Origin of the sequence: Kosakonia sp. WA-90 (assembly GCF_039871955.1) — a bacterium.
Taxonomy (GTDB): Bacteria; Pseudomonadota; Gammaproteobacteria; order Enterobacterales; family Enterobacteriaceae; genus Kosakonia; species Kosakonia oryzendophytica.
In genome coordinates this window covers 658987-680451 of record NZ_JBDPLJ010000001.1, presented here as the reverse complement: position 1 = coordinate 680451, position 21465 = coordinate 658987, and the positions used below count along the sequence as shown (strand labels likewise).

20 protein-coding genes are annotated in these 21465 nt (G+C 53.9%); 16 read left to right on the top strand and 4 right to left on the bottom strand.

What is annotated here, in order from left to right; genetic code table 11:
• Window positions 1-10: 10 nt before the first annotated feature.
• Entirely contained in the window at window positions 11-1222 is a 1212-nt protein-coding gene (locus ABGA49_RS03070; RefSeq protein ID WP_347665113.1) for an MFS transporter, read from the bottom strand.
• 142 nt (window positions 1223-1364) lie between these two features.
• On the opposite strand from ABGA49_RS03070, the gene ABGA49_RS03065 reads away from it, so the two are divergent.
• The gene (locus ABGA49_RS03065; RefSeq protein ID WP_088236530.1) at window positions 1365-2303 is read left to right on the top strand and encodes a LysR family transcriptional regulator; all 939 of its coding nucleotides are present in this window, start codon (window positions 1365-1367) and stop codon (window positions 2301-2303) included.
• Between the two features lie 39 nt (window positions 2304-2342).
• Here ABGA49_RS03065 and rne read toward each other — a convergent pair whose 3' ends face one another.
• Entirely contained in the window at window positions 2343-5501 is a 3159-nt protein-coding gene (gene rne / locus ABGA49_RS03060) for a ribonuclease E (protein WP_347665112.1), read from the bottom strand.
• 572 nt (window positions 5502-6073) lie between these two features.
• On the opposite strand from rne, the gene rluC reads away from it, so the two are divergent.
• Window positions 6074-7027 carry a 23S rRNA pseudouridine(955/2504/2580) synthase RluC gene (rluC, locus tag ABGA49_RS03055; protein WP_088236528.1) on the top strand — a complete coding sequence of 318 codons (954 nt, stop codon included), beginning with the start codon at window positions 6074-6076 and terminating at the stop codon, window positions 7025-7027.
• Window positions 7028-7066: 39 nt separating this feature from the next.
• On the opposite strand, the gene ABGA49_RS03050 is transcribed toward rluC, so the two are convergent.
• Together ABGA49_RS03050 and ABGA49_RS03045 are read right to left on the bottom strand one after the other, a co-directional pair.
• Window positions 7067-8218 (bottom strand): alpha/beta fold hydrolase, encoded by a 1152-nt coding sequence (locus ABGA49_RS03050; RefSeq protein WP_347665111.1) that lies wholly within the window; start codon window positions 8216-8218, stop codon window positions 7067-7069.
• An 86-nt stretch (window positions 8219-8304) separates the two neighbouring features.
• Complete coding sequence (locus ABGA49_RS03045) at window positions 8305-8889, bottom strand: nucleoside triphosphate pyrophosphatase (RefSeq protein WP_061494858.1); 585 nt, start codon at window positions 8887-8889, stop codon at window positions 8305-8307.
• 141 nt (window positions 8890-9030) lie between these two features.
• On the opposite strand from ABGA49_RS03045, the gene yceD reads away from it, so the two are divergent.
• The 14 genes from yceD (at window position 9031) to ptsG (ending at window position 21400) form a co-directional block, all read left to right on the top strand.
• Window positions 9031-9552: a 23S rRNA accumulation protein YceD gene (yceD, locus tag ABGA49_RS03040; RefSeq protein ID WP_061494859.1), complete on the top strand. Its 522-nt coding sequence runs from the start codon at window positions 9031-9033 to the stop codon at window positions 9550-9552.
• A 16-nt stretch (window positions 9553-9568) separates the two neighbouring features.
• On the top strand, window positions 9569-9742 hold the full coding sequence (gene rpmF / locus ABGA49_RS03035) for a 50S ribosomal protein L32 (RefSeq protein ID WP_020457446.1): 174 nt from the start codon (window positions 9569-9571) through the stop codon (window positions 9740-9742).
• A 79-nt stretch (window positions 9743-9821) separates the two neighbouring features.
• Complete coding sequence (plsX, locus tag ABGA49_RS03030) at window positions 9822-10910, top strand: phosphate acyltransferase PlsX (protein WP_082794156.1); 1089 nt, start codon at window positions 9822-9824, stop codon at window positions 10908-10910.
• A gap of 6 nt (window positions 10911-10916) precedes the next feature.
• Window positions 10917-11870, top strand: coding sequence for a beta-ketoacyl-ACP synthase III (locus ABGA49_RS03025; RefSeq protein WP_088236524.1), 954 nt, complete (start codon window positions 10917-10919; stop codon window positions 11868-11870).
• 16 nt (window positions 11871-11886) lie between these two features.
• Window positions 11887-12816 (top strand): ACP S-malonyltransferase, encoded by a 930-nt coding sequence (gene fabD / locus ABGA49_RS03020; RefSeq protein WP_061494862.1) that lies wholly within the window; start codon window positions 11887-11889, stop codon window positions 12814-12816.
• A 12-nt stretch (window positions 12817-12828) separates the two neighbouring features.
• Window positions 12829-13563: a 3-oxoacyl-ACP reductase FabG gene (gene fabG / locus ABGA49_RS03015; RefSeq protein WP_061494863.1), complete on the top strand. Its 735-nt coding sequence runs from the start codon at window positions 12829-12831 to the stop codon at window positions 13561-13563.
• A 154-nt stretch (window positions 13564-13717) separates the two neighbouring features.
• Window positions 13718-13954 carry an acyl carrier protein gene (gene acpP, locus ABGA49_RS03010; protein ID WP_000103754.1) on the top strand — a complete coding sequence of 79 codons (237 nt, stop codon included), beginning with the start codon at window positions 13718-13720 and terminating at the stop codon, window positions 13952-13954.
• An 89-nt stretch (window positions 13955-14043) separates the two neighbouring features.
• A complete protein-coding gene (gene fabF / locus ABGA49_RS03005) occupies window positions 14044-15285 on the top strand; it encodes a beta-ketoacyl-ACP synthase II (protein WP_061494864.1) in 1242 nt (413 codons plus the stop codon).
• A gap of 111 nt (window positions 15286-15396) precedes the next feature.
• Window positions 15397-16212 (top strand): aminodeoxychorismate lyase, encoded by an 816-nt coding sequence (gene pabC, locus ABGA49_RS03000; RefSeq protein ID WP_347665110.1) that lies wholly within the window; start codon window positions 15397-15399, stop codon window positions 16210-16212.
• Complete coding sequence (gene yceG, locus ABGA49_RS02995) at window positions 16209-17231, top strand: cell division protein YceG (protein ID WP_061494866.1); 1023 nt, start codon at window positions 16209-16211, stop codon at window positions 17229-17231. The genes pabC and yceG overlap by 4 nt, the downstream gene beginning before the upstream one ends.
• Window positions 17221-17862: a dTMP kinase gene (gene tmk / locus ABGA49_RS02990; protein WP_088236522.1), complete on the top strand. Its 642-nt coding sequence runs from the start codon at window positions 17221-17223 to the stop codon at window positions 17860-17862. Before yceG ends, tmk begins: the two co-directional genes overlap by 11 nt.
• Window positions 17859-18863: a DNA polymerase III subunit delta' gene (gene holB, locus ABGA49_RS02985; protein WP_088236521.1), complete on the top strand. Its 1005-nt coding sequence runs from the start codon at window positions 17859-17861 to the stop codon at window positions 18861-18863. Before tmk ends, holB begins: the two co-directional genes overlap by 4 nt.
• Window positions 18864-18873: 10 nt before the next feature.
• Window positions 18874-19668, top strand: a complete 795-nt coding sequence (locus ABGA49_RS02980; RefSeq protein WP_347665109.1) for a metal-dependent hydrolase — start codon at window positions 18874-18876, stop codon at window positions 19666-19668.
• A 298-nt stretch (window positions 19669-19966) separates the two neighbouring features.
• Complete coding sequence (ptsG, locus tag ABGA49_RS02975) at window positions 19967-21400, top strand: PTS glucose transporter subunit IIBC (RefSeq protein WP_061494870.1); 1434 nt, start codon at window positions 19967-19969, stop codon at window positions 21398-21400.
• Window positions 21401-21465: the final 65 nt, after the last annotated feature.

Here is a 21465-nt window from a genome sequence, read left to right as displayed (position 1 = left end):
GCTTTTTTTTTTACGCTTTTTGTTCGGCTTGTTGCATCTGGCGGGCATCGATGAGGCGGATAGCCAGTGCGATGAGTGCGGACAGCGTTGCCAACACTATCACACCTTGCCATGAGGCAACCGAGTAGAGTTTACTGCCCAGTGCAGAACCTGCCGCCATACCAATAAACACGCCGGTAAACAGTAGTGCATTCAGCCGACCACGTGCTTGCGGCTCCAGGCCGTAAACCAGATTCTGGTGTGCAACCAGACTGGATTGCAGACCCAGGTCAAAACCGACGGCAGACAATGCAATCAGGATCAGTTGCCCGTGCGGGGGCAGAACGGGCAACAGGAACATCAGAGCAAAAGAAACCATCACCAGACCTGCGCCTAATTGTGTCACTTTCTCTGCGCCCATTTTATCTGCCAGCCCGCCAGCCAGCGGTGCGGCCAGTGCACCGGCCGCACCTGCGATGCCGAAAGTGCCGGCGACAGCGCTACCCAATTGATATTTTTCCAGCAGCATCATCGCCAGGGTTGACCAGAACGCGCTAAAAGCGACAGAAAGAAAACCTTGTGCCATTGCAGCGCGACGCAGTGATGGATAATGTTGCCACAGGTGCGCCATAGACTTCATCAGCGCCGGGTAGCTCAGCGTTGAGTGGGTGGCGAAGCGCGGCAGTACAGACCACATCAGGATACCAATCAGCGCAATGCTAACGGCCGCCACCTGGTACATGACGCGCCAGCCAAATGCCGCGCCAACAAAGCCACTGACGGTCCTGGAAAGCAGGATCCCCAGCAGCAGCCCCGTCATTACCGTACCGACCATTTTCCCCTGTTTACCCGCCGGTGCGAGGATCGCGGCAGCAGGAACAATATCCTGCGCCATGGTGGCGGCCATGCCTAACAGCAGGCTGACAATCAGCAGAGAGGGAAGGTGGCTGGTCAGACTGCATGCCAGCAATAACAGCGCCAGTGCCGCGCTTTTGAACAGAATAAGACGCCGGCGATCATGGCGGTCGCCCAGTGGCAACAGAAACAGGATCCCCAGCGCATAGCCAGCCTGAGTCAGTGTGGGAACCAGCCCCATGCCGTTGATTGTAAGATGCAAGTCGTTGCCCATCAGCGGTAATAGCGGCTGCGAATAGTAAATTGCTGCAACGCTGAATCCTGCGCCGAGCGCGAGGGCAAAAATGACCCAGCCAACAGCATCTGTCGAAAGAGAATGACGGTTCATATGATGGTTCCCCAGAAACGGTGTGTTTTGATTTGTGCGTCGTAACGCTACGGTGTGGGCACATTTTTGCGTATGCCGGTATAGCGCGGTAGCCAGCGGAGTGGTAAAACGGTTATACGTGTAACGTATAAATGTAATAACTATGAAGCGACAAGAACGTATAGATAGAGTGGATCTAATGCGGACGTTTATCCGTATCGTCGAGGCGGGTTCGCTGTCGGCGGCGGCGCGTCAACTGGACACCACACAAGCGACGGTGAGCAGACGCTTGCAGTCGCTGGAAAGCCTGCTTGGCGTGAAACTTTTGTTGCGCACCACCCATGCGATGAAGCTCACGGATGATGGAGAACGGTGTTATCAGCATGCGAAACGTGTGGCGGATGCATGGGTTGCACTTGAGGATGAGCTGAGTCAGTCGGACGATGAACCGGTGGGAATGTTACGGGTACGAGCGCCGCATGCGTTTGGTCAGGAGCAATTGCTGGGGCCGTTAACGCAATTCCTGGAGCGTCATCCACAGCTATCGGTGGAGTGGATACTTAATGACAAAAAGGTGGATTTTCTTAGCGCGAATATCGATTGCGCCATTCGTGTGGGGGCGGAAGTCGATCCAGCGACCGTGTCAGTGTTGCTGGCGGAAGTGCCTCGCAGTCTGGTGGCGGCACCCGCAGTACTTGCGCGTTTTCCTGCAATAGAAACGCCACAACAGCTCTCCGCATTGCCATGGATAGCCCTGAATACGTTCTACCAGCACGAAATTCATCTTACGCATCAGCACAGTGGTGAGACGGAGCAGGTGGTGATTTCGCCCCGGCTTTATACGGATAGCCTTTATGCAGCACGTAACACCGTCATTGCAGGGCTGGGTGTGGCGGTGATCTCCAGTTGGGCGGTAGAGGAAGAAATTCGTGCCGGTAAGCTGGTGGCGCTGTTGCCGGAGTGGCAGGCAGCACCATTGCCAGTGCATCTGGTTTACCCGTGGGCACGTTACTATCCCGCGCGGTTACGTAAGTTTTTGCAACTGATGCGGGAAGTGATGCCAGGGCTGGGCGGTATGCGCCAGCCAGTGCATCGGGCATAAAAAAGCCGACCCGGAGGTCGGCTTTTACTGCCAGTCGGGTTAGTTGACTGACGGCGGTTTTGTTGCCGGCGCGGTAGCGGAGTGCGTAGCGCTGTGGCCGCCTGCCGCTCCTTTACCTGTGAATCCGAACTCCGGACGTACCCAATCGCTATGACGCGGTGCTTCCGGCACGTAGGCTGGCGCAGGCGCTTTAGTCATTGGCGCAGTGGCAATCTTACGTGCCGCCGGCGCTGCTGCAGCAGGGATGACCGGCACTTCGATAACCGGCGTCGCGGTTTCTTCCGTTACGTCTTCGGCCACGGCAGTTTCAGCCACCGGTTCTGCAACCACTGGGGGTTGTGCTGGCTGCACGTTTTCAATCACCGCTTCAGCGACGGTGCGATCTTCCTCAGCAATCAACTGCGGCTGATCCTCTACCGGGCTTTCAATGACTTCCGGATGCGTGGTTTCAACGACGACAGGTTCAGGTGCTTCAACAGGCGTTTGCGGTTCAGCAATCGCAGGTTCAGCGGTTGCAGTTTCGGCCGTTTCAACCGGAGCAGACGCTTCTGGCGCTTCAGCGGGCTGACTGGCGACCAGTTGCGCTTCGGCGATAGCGGGAGCGACATCCTGCTCAGTGGCGACATTCTGTTCCACTTCGCTGTCCTGAACCTGCTGCTCATCCTGAGGACGCGCAACCGGATAGCTGATCCATACCTTACCGGAGGCCATTTCCGGCGATGCGCAGGCAACGGTCAATGGCATTGCGGATTGCAGCGGGTAGCGCTCATCGCGGTAGCGACGGCGACGCTGACCGCTGACGCGCAGGTGGCGCGGTGAACGGCGTGAGCGGCGCGGCATCGCGTTTTCACGCGTATCCCCGTTCTCATCCTGTTCCTGTGCGTTGGCACTGTCTGCAACGACAGGCAGCTCGACTTTCGCCAGTTCAGTGCGTGGAGCGGGTACGTCCTGGACAGCATCCTTTTCAACAACGGTTTCTGCATTCTGCTCGCCAACGCGGACTTTCTGGTTCAGCTGACGTTGCTTACGGCGCGGCATCGTCTGTACACGCTCTTCCTGTTCCGTTTCCGGCGCAGTTTGTTCATCGCGGCTCAGCTCTTTCACATCCTGCTGCGCCTGACGTTTTTCATCATTACGGCGGCGATTGCGTTCACGGCGCGGTTGCTGCTCGTCACGCGGCTTCGCCTTATCAGCCTCTTCTACGGCAACTGGCTGGCGAACATCGCGGGCCTCTGCATTCTGCTGTGATTTTTCACGGCGATTGCGGCGATTTTCTTCGCGGCCTTCGCGGTTGTCACGGCCTTCACGCGCTTCATTACCTTCACCGCGGGAATCACGGCGCTCATTACGATCGCGACGGTTGCCCTGACGGGATTTACGACGATCCTGCTGGCGATCTTGTTTCTCGCCCGCATTTTTCTTCTCTTCTTCTTTCACTTCAACCGATGCAGGCGCAGCTTCGCTGGCGAACAGGCCTTTCAGTGCGGAGAAGAAACGGCCCAGCAGACCCGGCGAGGACTGGGCGACGACAGAGGCTGGCTGTGCAGCGACTGCAGGTGTAGGCGCAGGCGCTTGTGGTACTGGCGGAACATCTGGCATGACGAAAGTGGCCAGCGCGGGTTGTTCCGGACGTTTACGTTCCGGAACGTCTTCTTCAGACGGCAGCGCCATTGCTTCTTCATGCAGTTTTGGCAGCAGATAGCTCAGGGTCGGGGTCTCTTCACCTTTACGCACGCGCAGTACGGAGTAGTGCGGGGTTTCCATCTGATCGTTCGGAACGATCACGCAGCGTACGCCACCCTGACGGGCTTCGATAGCGCTGACGGCAGCACGTTTTTCGTTCAACAGGTAAGAAGCGACCTGCACCGGAACGATGGCATGCACCTCCTGCGTGTTTTCTTTCAGCGCTTCTTCTTCGATCAAGCGCAGAATAGACAGCGACAAGGATTCGTTGTCACGAATGGTGCCAGTGCCGCTACAGCGTGGGCAAACGTGATGGCTGGACTCGCCAAGCGACGGGCTCAGACGCTGGCGGGACATTTCCAGCAGACCGAAGCGGGAAATATGGCTGATTTGAATACGCGCACGGTCCTGACGCACCGCTTCACGCAGACGGTTTTCCACAGCACGCTGGTGACGTACTGGCGTCATGTCGATGAAGTCGATAACAATCAGGCCGCCAAGGTCGCGCAAGCGCAACTGACGGGCAATTTCGTCTGCCGCTTCCAGGTTAGTGTTAAACGCCGTCTCTTCGATATCGCCGCCGCGGGTTGCGCGAGCGGAGTTGATGTCGATAGCGGTCAGTGCTTCGGTCGTATCAATAACGATAGAGCCGCCGGAAGGCAGGCGCACTTCACGCTGGAAGGCAGACTCGATCTGCGACTCAATCTGGTAGTGGCTGAACAGCGGGATTTCACCGGTGTACAGTTTGATTTTGCTACTGAAATCCGGACGACCCAGCGCGGAGATATGCTGGCGAGCCAGCTCAAGCACTTTCGGGTTATCGATCAGGATTTCGCCGATGTCCTGGCGCAGGTAATCGCGGAAAGCGCGCACAATCACGTTGCTTTCCTGGTGGATCAGGAACGGCGCCGGGCGGCTTTCTGCGGCTTTCTGGATGGCATCCCAATGTTTCAGACGGAAGCTCAGATCCCACTGCAGTGCTTCGGCAGATTTGCCCACGCCTGCTGTACGGACAATAAGACCCATGCCATCCGGCAGTTCCAGACTGGACAGCGCTTCTTTCAGTTCGGTGCGGTCGTCGCCTTCGATGCGACGGGAGATACCGCCCGCACGTGGGTTATTTGGCATCAATACCAGGTAGCTGCCAGCAAGGCTGATAAAGGTGGTAAGCGCCGCGCCTTTGTTGCCGCGCTCTTCTTTATCGATCTGAACAATGACTTCCTGACCTTCGCGCAGCACATCTTTGATGTTCGGACGGCCATGGGCGTTGTAGCTGGCAGGGAAGTATTCGCGGGCGATTTCTTTAAGAGGGAGAAAACCGTGGCGTTCAGCTCCGTAATCAACAAATGCAGCTTCGAGGCTCGGTTCAATGCGGGTGATTTTGCCTTTGTAGATGTTCGCTTTTTTCTGCTCGTGACCCGGGCTTTCGATATCCAGGTCGTACAGGCGCTGCCCATCAACAAGGGCGACACGCAACTCTTCCTGCTGAGTTGCGTTGATTAACATTCTTTTCATCGTAACTTACTCATTATTCTTACATTGACGACTAAGCTGCGGGCATGATGACGCCTTTCCGGGGGAGAACCGATGGCCTCGTGACTATTCACGTCGCCAACCTCACGGTTGTCGTTCGCTTAAGAGGCGCAGTGTGTCGGCTGCCTGTATTTCCTGTGGAAAACACAGCGCAATTATCAGGGGAACAGCCTGGGAAAAACTCTCCAGAGAAGATTCCATCTACCGGTAAGGACTGCAACCCGCAGCCCGCTAACTGCCTGAAAGTTCAATACGTCTTACGCCATTGCTGCGTGTATGATCGGACAGGCAAAACTGGTCATTCCGCTCATTTACTTGTTTTAGCAAAATTCAACACGGAAAACGGCAACATTATTCCTTGCGAACCCTGTTATAGCAAGCTGACTTTTACCATTTATCACCCGGTTACTCACAGTTTTTTCACCTTTGACCACGGATCGGTTTAATAACCGCCGAATCAACTGTGTAAAACGCAGCAAGCCAGGTTCAAAGGTAAATATAAGCATATAAAAATGAGTGGCGCTAATCATCCAGGCTATTTAGAATCGCCACCCATGAAAACTGAGACGCCATCCGTAAAATTTGTTGCCATTTCCGCTGACGAAGCGGGGCAACGCATCGATAATTTTTTGCGCACCCAACTAAAAGGTGTGCCCAAGAGCATGATCTACCGCATTTTGCGTAAAGGCGAAGTGCGGGTGAACAAAAAACGCATCAAACCGGAGTACAAGCTGGAAGCCGGTGATGAAGTGCGCATTCCACCAGTACGTGTGGCGGAGAGAGAAGAAGAGGCTGTTTCGCCGCATCTGCAAAAAGTCGCTCAGTTAAGCGATGTCATTCTCTACGAAGACGATCATATCCTGGTGCTGAATAAACCTTCCGGCACGGCAGTGCATGGCGGCAGTGGGTTGAGTTTTGGCGTGATCGAAGGGCTGCGGGCGTTACGTCCTGAGGCGCGGTTCCTTGAATTGGTGCACCGTCTTGATCGTGATACCTCCGGTGTCCTGCTGGTGGCGAAAAAGCGTTCAGCACTGCGTTCTCTGCATGAGCAGTTGCGCGGCAAGGATATGCAGAAGGATTACCTGGCGTTGGTGCGTGGGCAATGGCAGTCCCATGTCAAAGTGGTGCAGGCGCCGTTGCTGAAAAATATCCTGCAAAGCGGTGAGCGTATTGTGCGTGTGAACAGTGAAGGCAAGCCCTCGGAAACCCGCTTTAAAGTGGAGGAGCGCTATGCGTTCGCCACGCTGATGCGTTGCAGTCCGGTGACGGGCAGGACGCACCAGATCCGTGTGCATACGCAACATGCCGGGCATCCCATTGCTTTTGACGATCGTTATGGCGACCGTGAATTTGACAAGCAACTGGCCTCAACCGGTTTGTCGCGCCTGTTTTTGCATGCAGCTGCGCTTAAGTTTACCCATCCGCACACTGGCGAAACGCTGCGTATTGAAGCACCGCTGGATGATGCGCTCAAACACTGCCTGCACGTCCTGCGTAATGCTAAATGATATTTCCCCTCTCGTCCGGAGAGGGGAAGAGTGCTTCGGCTAGGGTTTTAGCCATTTATCCAGCCACGGAAAAACCTCATCCTGCTGTTCCTGGTAGAAAACGTGCCCCAGTTCTGGCCAGGTTTTTGTGACCAGTTTGTCTTTGGCATTTTGTGATGACCAGATCTTCTCCACTTTTGTGAACGCCTCCTGCACAGCTTCCGCCGGGAACAGTTTGTCTTTGCCGCCGCTATAAATCAGCATGGGTTTCGGCGCTGCGATGCTGGCGATATCGGGAATGTCCATATGCGCAGGCATGCCGGGGTGCAACATATAAAAGGCGGATTGCCCACGCAGAACATTATTCCCCGGTTGCATCAGGCCATTGTAGGTACCAAACCATGAAATTACGGCCGTCGCTGCGACCTTATCGCTCAGCGCCGCCAGTTGCCATGCGCGGAAACCGCCCATCGAAAATCCCACCACGCCGATACGCTGTTTGTCCACCTGGGGATGAGAAGCGATAAAATCCACCGTGCGCATATCTTCATAGGCCACTTCTCCACCGAGTGAGCGACCAAGATTAAAGTAGTTACTTGCCAGCGCCTGCTGCTGCTCGTAAACCATTGGACCGCGATCGCCCCAGCCGCGGCTATCGATGGCAATGACCGCATAACCGCGCTTCGCCAGTTCATCGCCAATAAATTTACCGCTGAAGAATTTGTCGGCCCAGGCTTGCGCGCTGGCCAGTTTTTCTGCATCACCCCAAGGACGGATCACCTTCTCTTTGCCAATATCAAATTTTGAACCGTGATCGTGAAGTAATACGATGGCAGGGTGGGGGCCGGGCGTTTTGGGCATGAGTAGCAGTGCAGCGATGCGATTATCATCCGTGATTGTTATCGCCAGCTTTTCGGCGATATAGCTGCCGCGATCCTCGTTAGCAATAGCGTGTGGAGCAAAAGGTTGTGTTGCATTTGGGGTGAGCAGTGCGTTGCGAAATAACCGGCGGCTGTGGGTTTGCCATTGCGAGAAATGGCTATATTTCCCGGATAACCAAGAATCAGGGTAGTGCATCTGTGCTTTCAACGTCTGCCACCCAGCGGGCAGGTTACCTTCGACAATGCCCTGCGTTTGCCACTCTTCCTGTGCAGTGGCGTTAACGGACGCCAGCAGAGTTAGCGTCAGCGCCAGGCTGCGGAAAATATTCATCACCCCTCCTTTTAATTAAAACATTGTTTCAATATTGGTGATGAATGTAAGGGGTGATTAAAAAAGAATCTGTGATCGGTAAAGCATTAACTTAACAGCGGGTTACAGTGCTCACGTCGCAGCATCTGGCATAAGGCAATTAACGGCAGGCCCACCAGTGTATTCGGGTCGCGACCGTCGAGGCGTTCAAACAGCGCGATCCCCAGGCCTTCACTCTTAAAGCTGCCAGCACAATTCAGCGGGCGCTCTTTACGCACATAATCGTCGATCTCCTGCTCACTCAAGCGGCGAAAGTGGACATCGAAAGGTTCACATTCAGTCTGTATGTGGCCGGTTGCCGAATTATACAACGCAAGACCTGTATAAAAAGTGACGATATTTCCGCTGGCTTTCATTAATTGCTGGCGCGCATTTTCTTCCGTGTGAGGTTTACCGGTAATTTCACCGTCAAGCACACAGACCTGATCTGAACCAATAATCAGATGTTGGGGCCAGGCGTGTGCCAGTGATTGTGCTTTTTCTTGCGCCAGGCGCTGGACCAGATGGCGTGGAGACTCGCCAGGGCGCGGTGTTTCGTCGGTGTGCGGTGCAGCGCATTCAAAAGATAACCCCAGTTTTTCCAGCAGGGCGCGACGATACGGAGACGTTGAAGCAAGGATGAGAGCAGACATATTTTTTTCACCAAATATGGCTTAACAATGACAGGCATTTTAAACTGTAGGCCGCAATGTGTGCGAATTATTGGCAAAAGGCAACCTCAGGCTGCCTTTTTCTTTGACTCTATGACGTTACAAAGTTAATATGCGCGCCCTATGCAAAAGGTAAAATTACCCCTGACTCTTGATCCGGTTCGTACGGCTCAAAAACGCCTTGATTACGAGGGTATCTATACCCCCGAGCAGGTTGAGCGTGTTGCCGGGTCTGTAGTCAGCGTGGACAGTGATGTGGAGTGCTCCATGTCGTTCGCTATCGATAATCAGCGTCTTGCCGTGTTAACCGGAGAGGCGAAGGTAACGGTATCGCTCGAATGCCAGCGCTGCGGGAAGCCGTTCACCCATCATGTTCACACAACGTATTGTTTCAGTCCTGTGCGTTCAGATGAGCAGGCTGAAGCACTGCCGGAAGCGTATGAGCCGATTGAGGTTAACGAATTCGGTGAAATCGATCTGCTGGCCCTGGTTGAGGATGAAATCATTCTCTCCTTGCCAGTAGTTCCGGTGCATGATTCTGAACACTGTGAAGTGTCCGAGGCGGACATGGTCTTTGGTGAATTGCCTGATGAAGCGCAAAAACCAAATCCATTTGCCGTATTAGCCAGCTTAAAGCGTAAGTAATTAAGGAGTAAGGTCCATGGCCGTACAACAGAATAAACCAACCCGTTCCAAACGTGGCATGCGTCGTTCCCATGACGCGCTGACCGCAGTCACCAGCCTGTCTGTAGACAAAACTTCTGGTGAAACCCACCTGCGTCACCACGTTACCGCCGACGGTTTCTACCGCGGTCGCAAGGTTATCACTAAGTAATCACGCGCAAGCGTGATGAAGCTTAGTGAGGATTTCCCCGCGTAAGCGGGGATAAACCGAACCAGGCTGCGACGATACCTTGACACGTCTAACCCTGGCGTTAGATGTCATGGGAGGGGATTTTGGTCCTTCCGTGACAGTGCCTGCAGCTTTGCAGGCACTGAACTCTAATTCTCAACTCAATCTTCTTTTAGTCGGCGATCCCGACGCTATCACGCCATTACTTGCCAAAGCTGATTTCGAGCAGCGTTCGCGTTTGCTTATCGTTCCTGCACAGTCAGTTATTGCCAGTGATGCGCGTGCCGCGCAGGCTATTCGTAACAGTCGCGGTAGTTCAATGCGCATTGCGCTTGAACTGGTGAAAGCAGGGCGCGCCCAAGCCTGCGTGAGTGCAGGTAACACTGGCGCGTTGATGGGGCTGGCGAAAATGTTGCTCAAACCGATTGAAGGTATTGAGCGTCCGGCGTTGGTGACGGTGTTGCCTCATCAGCAAAAGGGCAAAACAGTAGTGCTGGATCTTGGCGCTAATGTGGATTGTGACAGTACAATGTTGTCGCAATTTGCGGTAATGGGCGCAGTCATGGCGGAAGAGATCCTTGGGATTACAAATCCGCGCGTTGCGTTACTGAATATTGGTGAAGAAGAAACCAAAGGCCATGACAGTATCCGCGATGCTGCTGCATTATTACGCTCGGTTCCAGCAATGAACTACATTGGCTATCTGGAAGCGAATGAATTGCTCACCGGCAAAACGGATGTGTTGGTTTGTGACGGTTTCACAGGAAATGTCACATTAAAAACCATGGAGGGTGTTGTCAGAATGTTCCTTTCGTTGCTGAAATCTCAGGGCGAGGGGCAAAAAAGGTCGTGGTGGCTGATTTTATTAAAGCGTTGGTTACAAAAAAGCCTGACAAGGCGATTCAGTCACCTCAACCCCGACCAGTATAATGGCGCCTGTCTGTTAGGATTGCGCGGCACGGTGATTAAGAGTCATGGTGCAGCCAATCAGCGAGCCTTTACCGTCGCGATTGAACAGGCAGTGCAGGCGGTGCAGCGGCAGGTTCCACAACGGATTGCCGCTCGCCTGGAATCTGTGTACGCCCATCCTGCTTCGCCTGCATCAAGCGACGAAAATCAGAGTGTGTGTATATTACCCGAGAGTGACTGAGCGTACATGTATACGAAGATTATTGGTACCGGCAGCTTTCTGCCCGAGCAGGTTCGAACAAACGCCGATCTGGAAAAAATGGTCGAAACGTCTGATGAATGGATTGTCAGCCGTACAGGGATCCGTGAGCGCCGCATCGCCGCTGCAAACGAAACTGTTTCGACCATGGGCTTTGAGGCCGCTAAACGCGCGCTGGAAATGGCCGGCATCGATAAAGATCAGATTGGTTTGATCATTGTTGCGACGACATCCGCGACGCATGCATTCCCGAGCGCGGCTTGCCAGATTCAGAATATGCTGGAGATCAAAGGCTGTCCGGCGTTTGATGTTGCTGCAGCCTGCGCTGGTTTTACCTATGCGCTGAGCATCGCCGATCAATATGTTAAAACCGGCGCGGTGAAACATGCACTGGTGATTGGTTCTGATGTGCTGGCGCGGACGTTGGATCCGGAAGATCGCGGGACGATTATTCTGTTTGGCGACGGTGCTGGCGCTGTTGTACTTGGTGCATCTGAAGAGCCGGGTATCATCTCTACACATCTTCACGCGGATGGTAGCTATGGTGAACTGCTGACGTTACCGAATCTGGATCGCGTGACGCCGGAAAACTCCACTTACCTGACAATGGCGGGTAATGAAGTCTTTAAAGTGGCGGTCACTGAACTGGCGCGTATTGTTGATGAAACATTGGCGGCCAATAATCTGGAGCGCAGCGAGCTTGACTGGCTGGTGCCACATCAGGCTAACCTGCGAATTATCAGCGCGACAGCGAAAAAACTGGGTATGTCGATGGACAATGTTGTTGTGACGTTAGATCGTCACGGCAACACTTCTGCGGCTTCCGTTCCCAGCGCGCTTGATGAAGCGGTACGCGACGGGCGCATTAAACCGGGTCAGTTGATCCTGCTCGAAGCGTTCGGTGGTGGGTTTACCTGGGGCTCCGCGCTGGTTCGTTTCTGAGTATAAGGATAAAAACATGACGCAATTTGCATTTGTGTTCCCCGGGCAGGGTTCCCAAACGGTTGGTATGTTGGCTGATATGGCTGCAACTTACCCGGTGGTTGAACAGACGTTTGCTGAAGCTTCTGCGGTGCTGGGTTATGATCTCTGGGCGCTGGTACAACAAGGCCCAGCGGAAGAACTGAATAAAACCTGGCAGACGCAACCAGCGCTGTTGACGGCTTCCGTCGCGCTGTGGCGCGTATGGCAGCAGCAGGGCGGTAAAGCGCCTGCGTTGATGGCGGGGCACAGTCTCGGTGAATATTCTGCGCTGGTGTGCGCAGGCGTGCTGGCTTTCGCTGACGCGGTACGTCTGGTTGAGCTGCGTGGTAAATTTATGCAGGAAGCTGTCCCGGAAGGAACAGGCGCCATGTCGGCAATTATCGGTCTCGATGATGCGTCGATTGCCAAAGCCTGTGAAGAGTCTGCCGAAGGTCAGGTGGTGTCGCCGGTGAACTATAACTCACCGGGGCAGGTCGTCATTGCAGGGAATAAAGAAGCGGTTGAACGCGCTGGCGCAGCCTGTAAAGCCGCTGGCGCGAAACGTGCTCTGCCGTTACCGGTCAGCGTACCGTCTCACTGTGCGTTGATGAAACCTGCCGCAGAAAAACTGGCCGCTGAGCTGAACAGCATTACGTTTAATGCACCGCAGATCGCGGTTGTGAATAATGTGGATGTGAAGTGCGAAACAACGCCGGAAGCGATTCGTGACGCGCTGGTGCGTCAGCTTTATAGCCCAGTTCAGTGGACGAAGAGCGTTGAGTTTATGGCGGCGCAGGGCATTGAGCACCTGTATGAGGTTGGCCCGGGTAAAGTCCTCACTGGTCTGACTAAACGTATTGTTGACACCCTGACTGCATCGGCCCTCAATGAGCCGAACGCGATGTCTGAGGCACTTGCGCAATAAAAGAGGAAAACCATGAGTTTTGAAGGAAAAGTCGCGCTGGTTACCGGTGCAAGCCGCGGTATTGGCCGTGCAATTGCTGAGACGCTTGTTGCGCGTGGCGCAAAAGTTATCGGTACTGCGACCAGCGAAAATGGTGCTAAGGCGATCAGCGATTATTTAGGTGCGAACGGTAAAGGTCTGCTGTTGAATGTGACCGATGCAGCATCTATCGAATCCGTTCTGGAAAATATCCGCGCGGAGTTTGGCGAGGTTGATATTCTGGTTAATAATGCCGGTATCACCCGTGATAACCTGCTGATGCGCATGAAAGATGACGAGTGGAACGATATCCTCGATACCAATCTTTCATCTGTTTTCCGTCTGTCAAAAGCGGTAATGCGCGCTATGATGAAAAAGCGTCATGGGCGTATTATCACTATCGGTTCTGTGGTCGGTACCATGGGAAATGCTGGTCAGGCCAACTATGCTGCGGCTAAAGCGGGTCTTATCGGTTTCAGTAAATCGCTGGCGCGTGAAGTTGCGTCCCGCGGTATTACGGTGAACGTTGTTGCTCCGGGCTTTATTGAAACGGACATGACGCGTGCGCTGTCTGATGATCAGCGTGCGGGTATCCTGGCGCAGGTTCCTGCGGGCCGTCTTGGCGGCGCTCAGGAAATCGCCAGCGCGGTTGCATTTTTAGCCTCTGACGAGGCAGGTTACATCACTGGTGAAACCCTGCACGTCAACGGCGGAATGTATATGGTTTAACCACGATGAAATTTATTTGCGTTATTAGGGGGAAAAGCCTCAGAATAGCGTAAAATCGTGGTAAGAACTGCCGGGATTTAGTTGCAAATTTTTCAACATTTTATACACTACGAAAACCATCGCGAAAGCGAGTTTTGATAGGAAATTTAAGAGTATGAGCACTATCGAAGAACGCGTTAAGAAAATTATCGGCGAACAGCTGGGCGTTAAGCAGGAAGAAGTTACCAACAATGCTTCCTTCGTTGAAGACCTGGGCGCTGATTCTCTTGACACCGTTGAGCTGGTAATGGCTCTGGAAGAAGAGTTTGATACTGAGATTCCGGACGAAGAAGCTGAGAAAATCACCACCGTTCAGGCTGCCATTGATTACATCAACGGTCACCAGGCGTAAGTGAACATCTCCAGGCGGTCACTCGACCGCCTGAGTTTTATCTAATAATCCCACGAATCTCTTTATTTATCCCTCCCTGGAGGACAAACGTGTCTAAGCGTCGTGTAGTTGTGACCGGACTGGGCATGTTGTCTCCTGTCGGCAATACCGTAGAGTCTACATGGAAAGCTCTCCTTGCCGGTCAGAGTGGCATCAGCCTGATCGACCATTTCGATACTAGCGCCTATGCAACCAAATTTGCTGGCTTAGTAAAGGATTTTAACTGTGAAGACATCATCTCGCGCAAAGAACAGCGCAAGATGGATGATTTCATTCAATATGGAATTGTGGCTGGCGTACAGGCCATGCATGATTCTGGCCTTGAAGTCACCGAAGAGAACGCATCCCGTATTGGCGCAGCGATTGGCTCCGGCATTGGCGGTCTCGGCCTGATTGAAGAAAACCACAGCTCTCTAGTCAACGGTGGACCGCGTAAAATCAGCCCGTTCTTCGTTCCGTCGACGATTGTGAACATGGTGGCAGGTCATCTGACTATCATGTTCGGCCTGCGTGGTCCGAGCATTTCAATTGCAACGGCGTGTACATCCGGCGTGCATAACATCGGTCATGCGGCGCGTATCATTGCTTATGGCGATGCTGATGCGATGCTCGCAGGTGGTGCAGAGAAAGCCAGTACCCCGCTGGGCGTTGGCGGATTCGGCGCAGCGCGCGCACTCTCCAACCGTAATGACAACCCGCAGGCGGCAAGCCGTCCGTGGGACAAAGACCGTGATGGTTTTGTACTGGGCGATGGCGCCGGTATCATTATGCTTGAAGAGTACGAGCACGCGAAAAAACGCGGCGCGAAAATTTATGCAGAAATCATCGGGTTTGGCATGAGCAGTGATGCCTACCACATGACTTCTCCACCGGAAAACGGTGCGGGCGCGGCACTGGCGATGGTCAATGCATTGCGTGATGCTGGCATTGAGCCGGGGCAGATTGGCTATGTGAACGCACACGGTACTTCCACTCCGGCGGGTGATAAAGCTGAGGCGCAGGCGGTGAAATCGGTATTTGGCGACGCAGCAAAACGCGTGATGGTAAGCTCCACCAAATCCATGACCGGTCACCTGTTAGGTGCTGCAGGCGCTGTTGAGTCTATCTACTCAATTCTCGCGCTTCGCGATCAGGCCGTTCCGCCAACCATCAACCTGGATAACCCGGATGAAGGTTGCGATCTGGACTTCGTGCCACACGAAGCGCGTCAGGTCAGCGGCATGGAGTACACTCTGTGTAACTCCTTTGGCTTCGGCGGTACTAATGGTTCGCTGATCTTCAAAAAAGTCTGATTATCTGAGCCATATTAAGGCCCGCTTGTCGGGCCTTTTCTATTCGGTTTTCTCCGCTTGTTCTCTGCTTTTCATCCTGCCAAACTGTCCGGCCACGCATAAGGAGCCTCTATGTTCTTGATTAATGGCATTGAGCAGCAAACGCTTGCCGCCACTGACCGGGCAACACAATTTGGCGACGGTTGTTTTACCACTGCGCGCATTATTGACGGGCAGATCCAGTTTCTGGCTGCACATCTGCAACGCTTACGGCAAGCATGTGAGCGTTTATTTATTCCGTTCGCCGACTGGCCAGTGCTGGAGCGGGAGATGAGCACGCTGGCGAAGGAAAAAGTCGATGGTGTCGTAAAAGTCATCATCAGCCGCGGCGCAGGCGGTCGAGGTTATAGTACGGCAAACTGTATTACTCCTACGCGTATCCTTTCTGTTTCCGCTAACCCGGCGCATTACGAGCGCTGGCGGCAGGATGGCGTGACGCTGGTGCTCAGTCCGGTTCGTCTTGGGCGAAACCCTCTGCTGGCAGGCATTAAACATCTTAACAGGCTGGAGCAAGTACTGATCCGCGCTCACCTGGAACAGACTGAGGCTGATGAAGCGCTGGTACTGGACAGCGATGGCTGGCTCACTGAGTGTTGTGCGGCCAATCTTTGTTGGCGTCGGGGCAGGGATGTTTTTACTCCCCGCCTGGATCAGGCCGGCGTAGATGGCATTATGCGCCAATATTGTATGCAGCAACTGGCATCTTCAGGTTTTAACGTTGTCGAAGTGAATGCGCGGCAGGATGTGTTGCAGCAAGCAGATGAAGTCTTTATTTGCAACGCGCTGATGCCGGTAGTCCCGGTCCGGCAGTGGGGTGATCTCCACTGGACCGCGCGTGATTTGTATCACTTTTTATCCCCCCTGTGTGAGCAGATAAATCAGTCATGAAGAAAATGTTACGTTTTGTTCTTCTCCTGCTGGCGGCGATGGTTATCGCAGCGGGAGCAGGTGTGTGGAAGGTTCGCCAATTGGCTGACAGCACGATCCTGATCAAGGAAGAACACATTTTTTCCCTACCGGCCGGAACGGGGCGTCTTGCCTTGGGTGAACAGTTGTACAACGAGAAGGTGATCAACCGTCCGCGGGTATTCCAGTGGTTGCTTAAGCTGGAACCGGATCTCTCGCACTTTAAAGCCGGGACCTATCGTTTTACGCCAGGTATGACCGTTCGTGAAATGTTGCAGTTGCTGGCAAGCGGTAAAGAAGCGCAGTTCCCGCTGCGTCTGGTCGAAGGTATGCGGTTGAGTGACTATCTTAAGCAGTTGCGTGACGCACCGTGGATCAAACACACACTGAAAGATGATGATTACGCTACAGTAGCGCAGGCTCTGAAGTTGGAACATCCGGAGTGGGTGGAAGGCTGGTTCTGGCCTGATACCTGGATGTACACCGCCAACACCACCGACGTGGCATTACTAAAGCGCGCGCATCAAAAGATGGTGCGGGCTGTTGAGCAGATCTGGGAGGGGCGAATGGAAGGGCTGCCCTACAAAGACCAGAACCAGCTGGTTACCATGGCCTCAATTATTGAAAAAGAGACTGCTGTGGCCAGTGAGCGCGATCAGGTCGCATCGGTATTTATTAACCGGTTACGCGTTGGCATGAAGCTACAGACCGATCCGACGGTGATCTACGGGATGGGCGCGCGTTATAATGGTAAGCTGTCGCGCGCCGATTTGGATACACCGACGGAATATAATACCTATGTAATAAGCGGCATGCCGCCGGGGCCAATTGCCATTCCGGCAGAAGCGTCGTTGAAAGCGGCGGCGCATCCCGCGAAGACGCCGTATCTCTATTTTGTGGCCGACGGCAAAGGCGGGCACACGTTTAACACCAATCTCGCCAGCCATAACCGGTCAGTGCAGGAATACCTGAAAGTACTTAAGGAAAAAAATGGGCAGTAAATACATTGTCATTGAAGGGCTTGAAGGCGCCGGTAAAACCTCGGCACGTGATGTCATTGTGAGCACGCTTAAAGAATCTGGCGTGAATGAAATGGTATTCACGCGTGAGCCTGGTGGGACGCTGTTGGCGGAAAAACTGCGCAGCCTGGTGCTGGATATTCGCTCTGTAGGTGACGAGGTCATTTGCGACAAAGCTGAAGTGCTGATGTTTTATGCTGCCCGTGTACAGTTAGTTGAAACGGTGATCAAACCGGCACTGGCGCAAGGTCAGTGGGTTATTGGCGATCGTCACGACCTTTCCACCCAGGCTTATCAGGGCGGTGGTCGCGGCATTGATCAGGCGATGCTCGCCACCTTACGTGATGCGGTGCTGGGGGATTTCCGTCCGGACTTAACCCTCTATCTTGATGTGACGCCAGAAGTCGGACTAAAACGCGCGCGTGCGCGTGGCGAGCTGGATCGCATTGAACAGGAGTCGCTGGAGTTCTTTAACCGGACGCGAGCCCGTTACCTTGAACTGGCGGCGCAGGATGACACCATTCGCACCATTGATGCGACCCAGCCGCTGGAGGATGTTATGCAAAATATTCGTCAGACCATTATGGCATGGGTCCAGGAGCAGGGCGCATGAGATGGTATCCGTGGCTGCGGCCGGACTTTGAACAACTGGTAGCCAGTTATCAGGCCGGACGTGGGCACCACGCATTACTGATCCATGCATTGCCTGGCATGGGGGAAGACGCCTTGATCTATGCGATCAGCCGTTTTTTGTTATGCCAGACGCCACAAGGGCACAAAAGTTGTGGTCATTGCCGGGGGTGTCAGCTTATGCAGGCAGGCACGCATCCGGACTATTACACGCTGACGCCGGAAAAAGGCAAAACTGCATTAGGGATTGATGCGGTACGCGAAGTCAGCGAAAAATTGTATGAACACGCGCGGCTGGGCGGCGCAAAAGTAGTATGGATTCAGGATGCCGCTCTGCTGACGGATGCAGCCGCTAATGCGTTACTCAAAACCCTCGAAGAGCCGCCAGCGCAGACATGGTTTTTCCTTGCCTGCCGTGAACCCGCACGATTATTAGCGACTTTGCGCAGCCGCTGTCGTTTGCATCACCTTGCGCCTCCTGCAGAAAACTATGCCAGCGCATGGCTTGGCCGGGAAGTGACGGCATCGTCGGAGACGCTACTGACCGCGCTTCGCCTGAGTGCCGGGTCACCAGGCGCTGCGGAAGCATTATTGCAGGAAGAATGCTGGTCGCAACGGCTGACGCTGTGCCAGGCTGTCGATACTGCGCTGCAAAGTGGTGACTGGCTCGCTGTGTTACCGGCGTTGAACCATGAACGGGTTGCTGAGCGTCTGCAATGGATGTCATCGCTGTTTCTGGATGCGCTGAAAGTTCAGCAAGGCGCGACCCTGCTCAGTAATGTGGACGCCTCTGTGTTGGTGCACGCTCTTGCTCGCCAGATGCGCGGCGACACGTTGCACGCGCTCTTACATGCGCTGTTTACCTGCCGGGAGCAATTGCTGAATGTGTCCGGTGTGAACCGCGAACTTTTGCTGACCGATCTGTTGTTAAATCTGGAACGCTACCTGCAACCAGGTGCGGTGCTTCCTGTATCCCATCTTTAAGAGAGACATTATGTTTTTAGTCGACTCGCACTGCCATCTTGATGGTCTTGATTATCACGCTTTGCACAAAGACGTGGATGACGTGCTGGCGAAAGCCGCCGCGCGTGATGTGAAATTTTGCCTTGCTGTTGCCACCACGCTACCGGGATACCGCACGATGCGAGAATTGGTAGGGGAGCGTGACAACGTGGTGTTCTCCTGTGGCGTGCACCCGCTCAATCAGGACGAAAGTTATGAGGTCGAGACCTTACACCAGCTGGCTGCCGAACCCGGTGTGGTAGCGATGGGGGAAACCGGCCTCGATTATTTCTATACGCCTGAAACTAAACCGCAACAGCAGATCTCTTTCCGTAACCATATCCGCATTGGCCGTGAGCTGAACAAACCGGTTATTGTGCACACCCGCGATGCCCGCGCCGATACGCTGGCTATTCTGCAGGAAGAGAAGGTAACTGAGTGTGGCGGCGTTCTGCACTGTTTTACGGAAGATCGCGACACGGCTGGCAAATTGTTGGATATGGGCTTTTATATCTCGTTCTCCGGTATTGTGACGTTCCGCAACGCTGAACAGCTTCGTGACGCTGCACGCTATGTTCCGTTGGATCGACTGCTGGTCGAGACGGACTCACCGTATCTCGCGCCAGTGCCCCACCGTGGTAAGGAAAACCAGCCAGCCATGACGCGAGATGTTGCTGAATATATGGCGGTATTGAAGGGCGTTTCCGTTGAGGAACTGGCCCGGCAAACCACGCAAAACTTTGCCAGTCTGTTCCATATCGATCCCTCCCGTCTGCAATCCGCCTGAAATTTCAGCTTATTTTAGGGCTCGTAATTAATAAACGATCAGAGTAAAGTTCACCGCCATAAAAAAGGCGGTGAGGGGCTATTTTCATTCGAAGGCATGCGGCTTTTGTAAATTAACGTGAGTTTTGCAGCGCGCGCTGGCTGAAACGTGATAGCCATCAAACAAAGCCAAATCGATTTATTTTACTCTGTGTAATAAATAAGGGGCGCTTAGATGCCCTTCCCACGGCGCGGCTCTCCCCCCGCGCCAATGCGCAAAAGCGTAAAAAAAGCACTAATACTCAGGAGCACTCTCAATTATGTTTAAGAATGCATTTGCTAACCTGCAGAAGGTCGGTAAATCGCTGATGCTGCCAGTATCCGTACTGCCTATCGCAGGTATCCTGCTGGGCGTCGGTTCTGCAAACTTCAGCTGGCTGCCAGCAGTGGTTTCCCATGTTATGGCCGAAGCGGGCGGTTCCGTTTTTGCCAACATGCCGCTGATCTTCGCTATCGGTGTTGCACTGGGCTTCACCAATAACGACGGTGTTTCAGCTCTGGCTTCGGTTGTTGCTTACGGCATCATGGTGAAGACCATGGCTGTTGTTGCGCCGCTGGTTCTGCATTTACCTGCTGAAGAAATCGCCGCAAAACACCTGGCTGATACCGGTGTTCTCGGAGGGATCATCTCCGGTGCGATCGCAGCGTACATGTTCAACCGTTTCTACCGTATCAAGCTGCCTGAGTACCTGGGCTTCTTCGCCGGTAAGCGTTTCGTGCCGATCATTTCTGGTCTGGCCGCGATTTTCACCGGTGTGATCCTGTCCTTTATTTGGCCGCCGATCGGTACCGCTATTCAGACGTTCTCTCAGTGGGCTGCTTACCAGAACCCGGTTGTTGCGTTCGGTATCTACGGCTTTATTGAACGTTGCCTGGTACCGTTTGGTCTGCACCATATCTGGAACGTACCTTTCCAGATGCAGATTGGCGAATTCACCAACGCAGCAGGTCAGGTTTTCCACGGCGATATCCCGCGTTACATGGCAGGCGACCCGACTGCAGGCAAACTGTCTGGCGGCTTCCTGTTCAAAATGTACGGTCTGCCGGCTGCCGCTATTGCTATCTGGCACTCTGCTAAACCGGAAAACCGCGCGAAAGTGGGCGGTATTATGATCTCCGCAGCGCTGACCTCGTTCCTGACCGGTATCACCGAGCCGATCGAGTTCTCCTTCATGTTCGTTGCGCCGATCCTGTACGTCATCCACGCGATTCTGGCTGGTCTGGCATTCCCGATCTGTATCCTGCTGGGTATGCGTGACGGTACATCGTTCTCTCACGGTCTGATTGACTTCATCGTACTGAGCGGCAACAGCAGCAAACTGTGGCTGTTCCCGGTCATCGGCGCGGGTTATGCGATTGTTTACTACACCCTGTTCCGTGTGCTGATTAAAGCGTTGGATCTGAAAACCCCTGGTCGTGAAGAAACCACTGAAGAGAGTAAAGCTGGTGCAACCAGCGAAATGGCTCCGGCTCTGGTTACGGCGTTTGGCGGTAAAGAAAACATCACCAACCTGGATGCGTGCATCACGCGTCTGCGTGTCAGCGTTGCTGACGTAGCGAAAGTGGATCAGGCTGGCCTGAAGAAACTGGGCGCTGCGGGTGTGGTTGTGGCGGGTTCCGGTGTGCAGGCTATTTTCGGTACGAAATCCGATAACCTGAAAACCGAGATGGATGAATACATCCGTAACAACTAAGCCATAGTCTGGGGAGACTGAGGGAGCCTGATGGCTCCCTTTTTTATGGGGTGTAATGATGCGAG

Excerpts from the sequence above, each read along its gene's own strand:
- ABGA49_RS02980 (WP_347665109.1), top strand. The coding sequence starts at position 18,874 with ATGTTTTTAGTCGACTCGCACTGCCATCTTGATGGTCTTGATTATCAC.
- acpP (WP_000103754.1), top strand. The coding sequence starts at position 13,718 with ATGAGCACTATCGAAGAACGCGTTAAGAAAATTATCGGCGAACAGCTG.
- ABGA49_RS03045 (WP_061494858.1), bottom strand. The coding sequence starts at position 8,889 with ATGTCTGCTCTCATCCTTGCTTCAACGTCTCCGTATCGTCGCGCCCTG.
- rne (WP_347665112.1), bottom strand. The coding sequence starts at position 5,501 with ATGAAAAGAATGTTAATCAACGCAACTCAGCAGGAAGAGTTGCGTGTC.
- yceG (WP_061494866.1), top strand. The coding sequence starts at position 16,209 with ATGAAGAAAATGTTACGTTTTGTTCTTCTCCTGCTGGCGGCGATGGTT.
- pabC (WP_347665110.1), top strand. The coding sequence starts at position 15,397 with ATGTTCTTGATTAATGGCATTGAGCAGCAAACGCTTGCCGCCACTGAC.
- ABGA49_RS03025 (WP_088236524.1), top strand. The coding sequence starts at position 10,917 with ATGTATACGAAGATTATTGGTACCGGCAGCTTTCTGCCCGAGCAGGTT.
- ABGA49_RS03050 (WP_347665111.1), bottom strand. The coding sequence starts at position 8,218 with ATGAATATTTTCCGCAGCCTGGCGCTGACGCTAACTCTGCTGGCGTCC.
- holB (WP_088236521.1), top strand. The coding sequence starts at position 17,859 with ATGAGATGGTATCCGTGGCTGCGGCCGGACTTTGAACAACTGGTAGCC.
- rluC (WP_088236528.1), top strand. The coding sequence starts at position 6,074 with ATGAAAACTGAGACGCCATCCGTAAAATTTGTTGCCATTTCCGCTGAC.
- yceD (WP_061494859.1), top strand. The coding sequence starts at position 9,031 with ATGCAAAAGGTAAAATTACCCCTGACTCTTGATCCGGTTCGTACGGCT.
- ABGA49_RS03070 (WP_347665113.1), bottom strand. The coding sequence starts at position 1,222 with ATGAACCGTCATTCTCTTTCGACAGATGCTGTTGGCTGGGTCATTTTT.
- tmk (WP_088236522.1), top strand. The coding sequence starts at position 17,221 with ATGGGCAGTAAATACATTGTCATTGAAGGGCTTGAAGGCGCCGGTAAA.
- ABGA49_RS03065 (WP_088236530.1), top strand. The coding sequence starts at position 1,365 with ATGAAGCGACAAGAACGTATAGATAGAGTGGATCTAATGCGGACGTTT.
- ptsG (WP_061494870.1), top strand. The coding sequence starts at position 19,967 with ATGTTTAAGAATGCATTTGCTAACCTGCAGAAGGTCGGTAAATCGCTG.
- rpmF (WP_020457446.1), top strand. The coding sequence starts at position 9,569 with ATGGCCGTACAACAGAATAAACCAACCCGTTCCAAACGTGGCATGCGT.
- fabG (WP_061494863.1), top strand. The coding sequence starts at position 12,829 with ATGAGTTTTGAAGGAAAAGTCGCGCTGGTTACCGGTGCAAGCCGCGGT.
- fabD (WP_061494862.1), top strand. The coding sequence starts at position 11,887 with ATGACGCAATTTGCATTTGTGTTCCCCGGGCAGGGTTCCCAAACGGTT.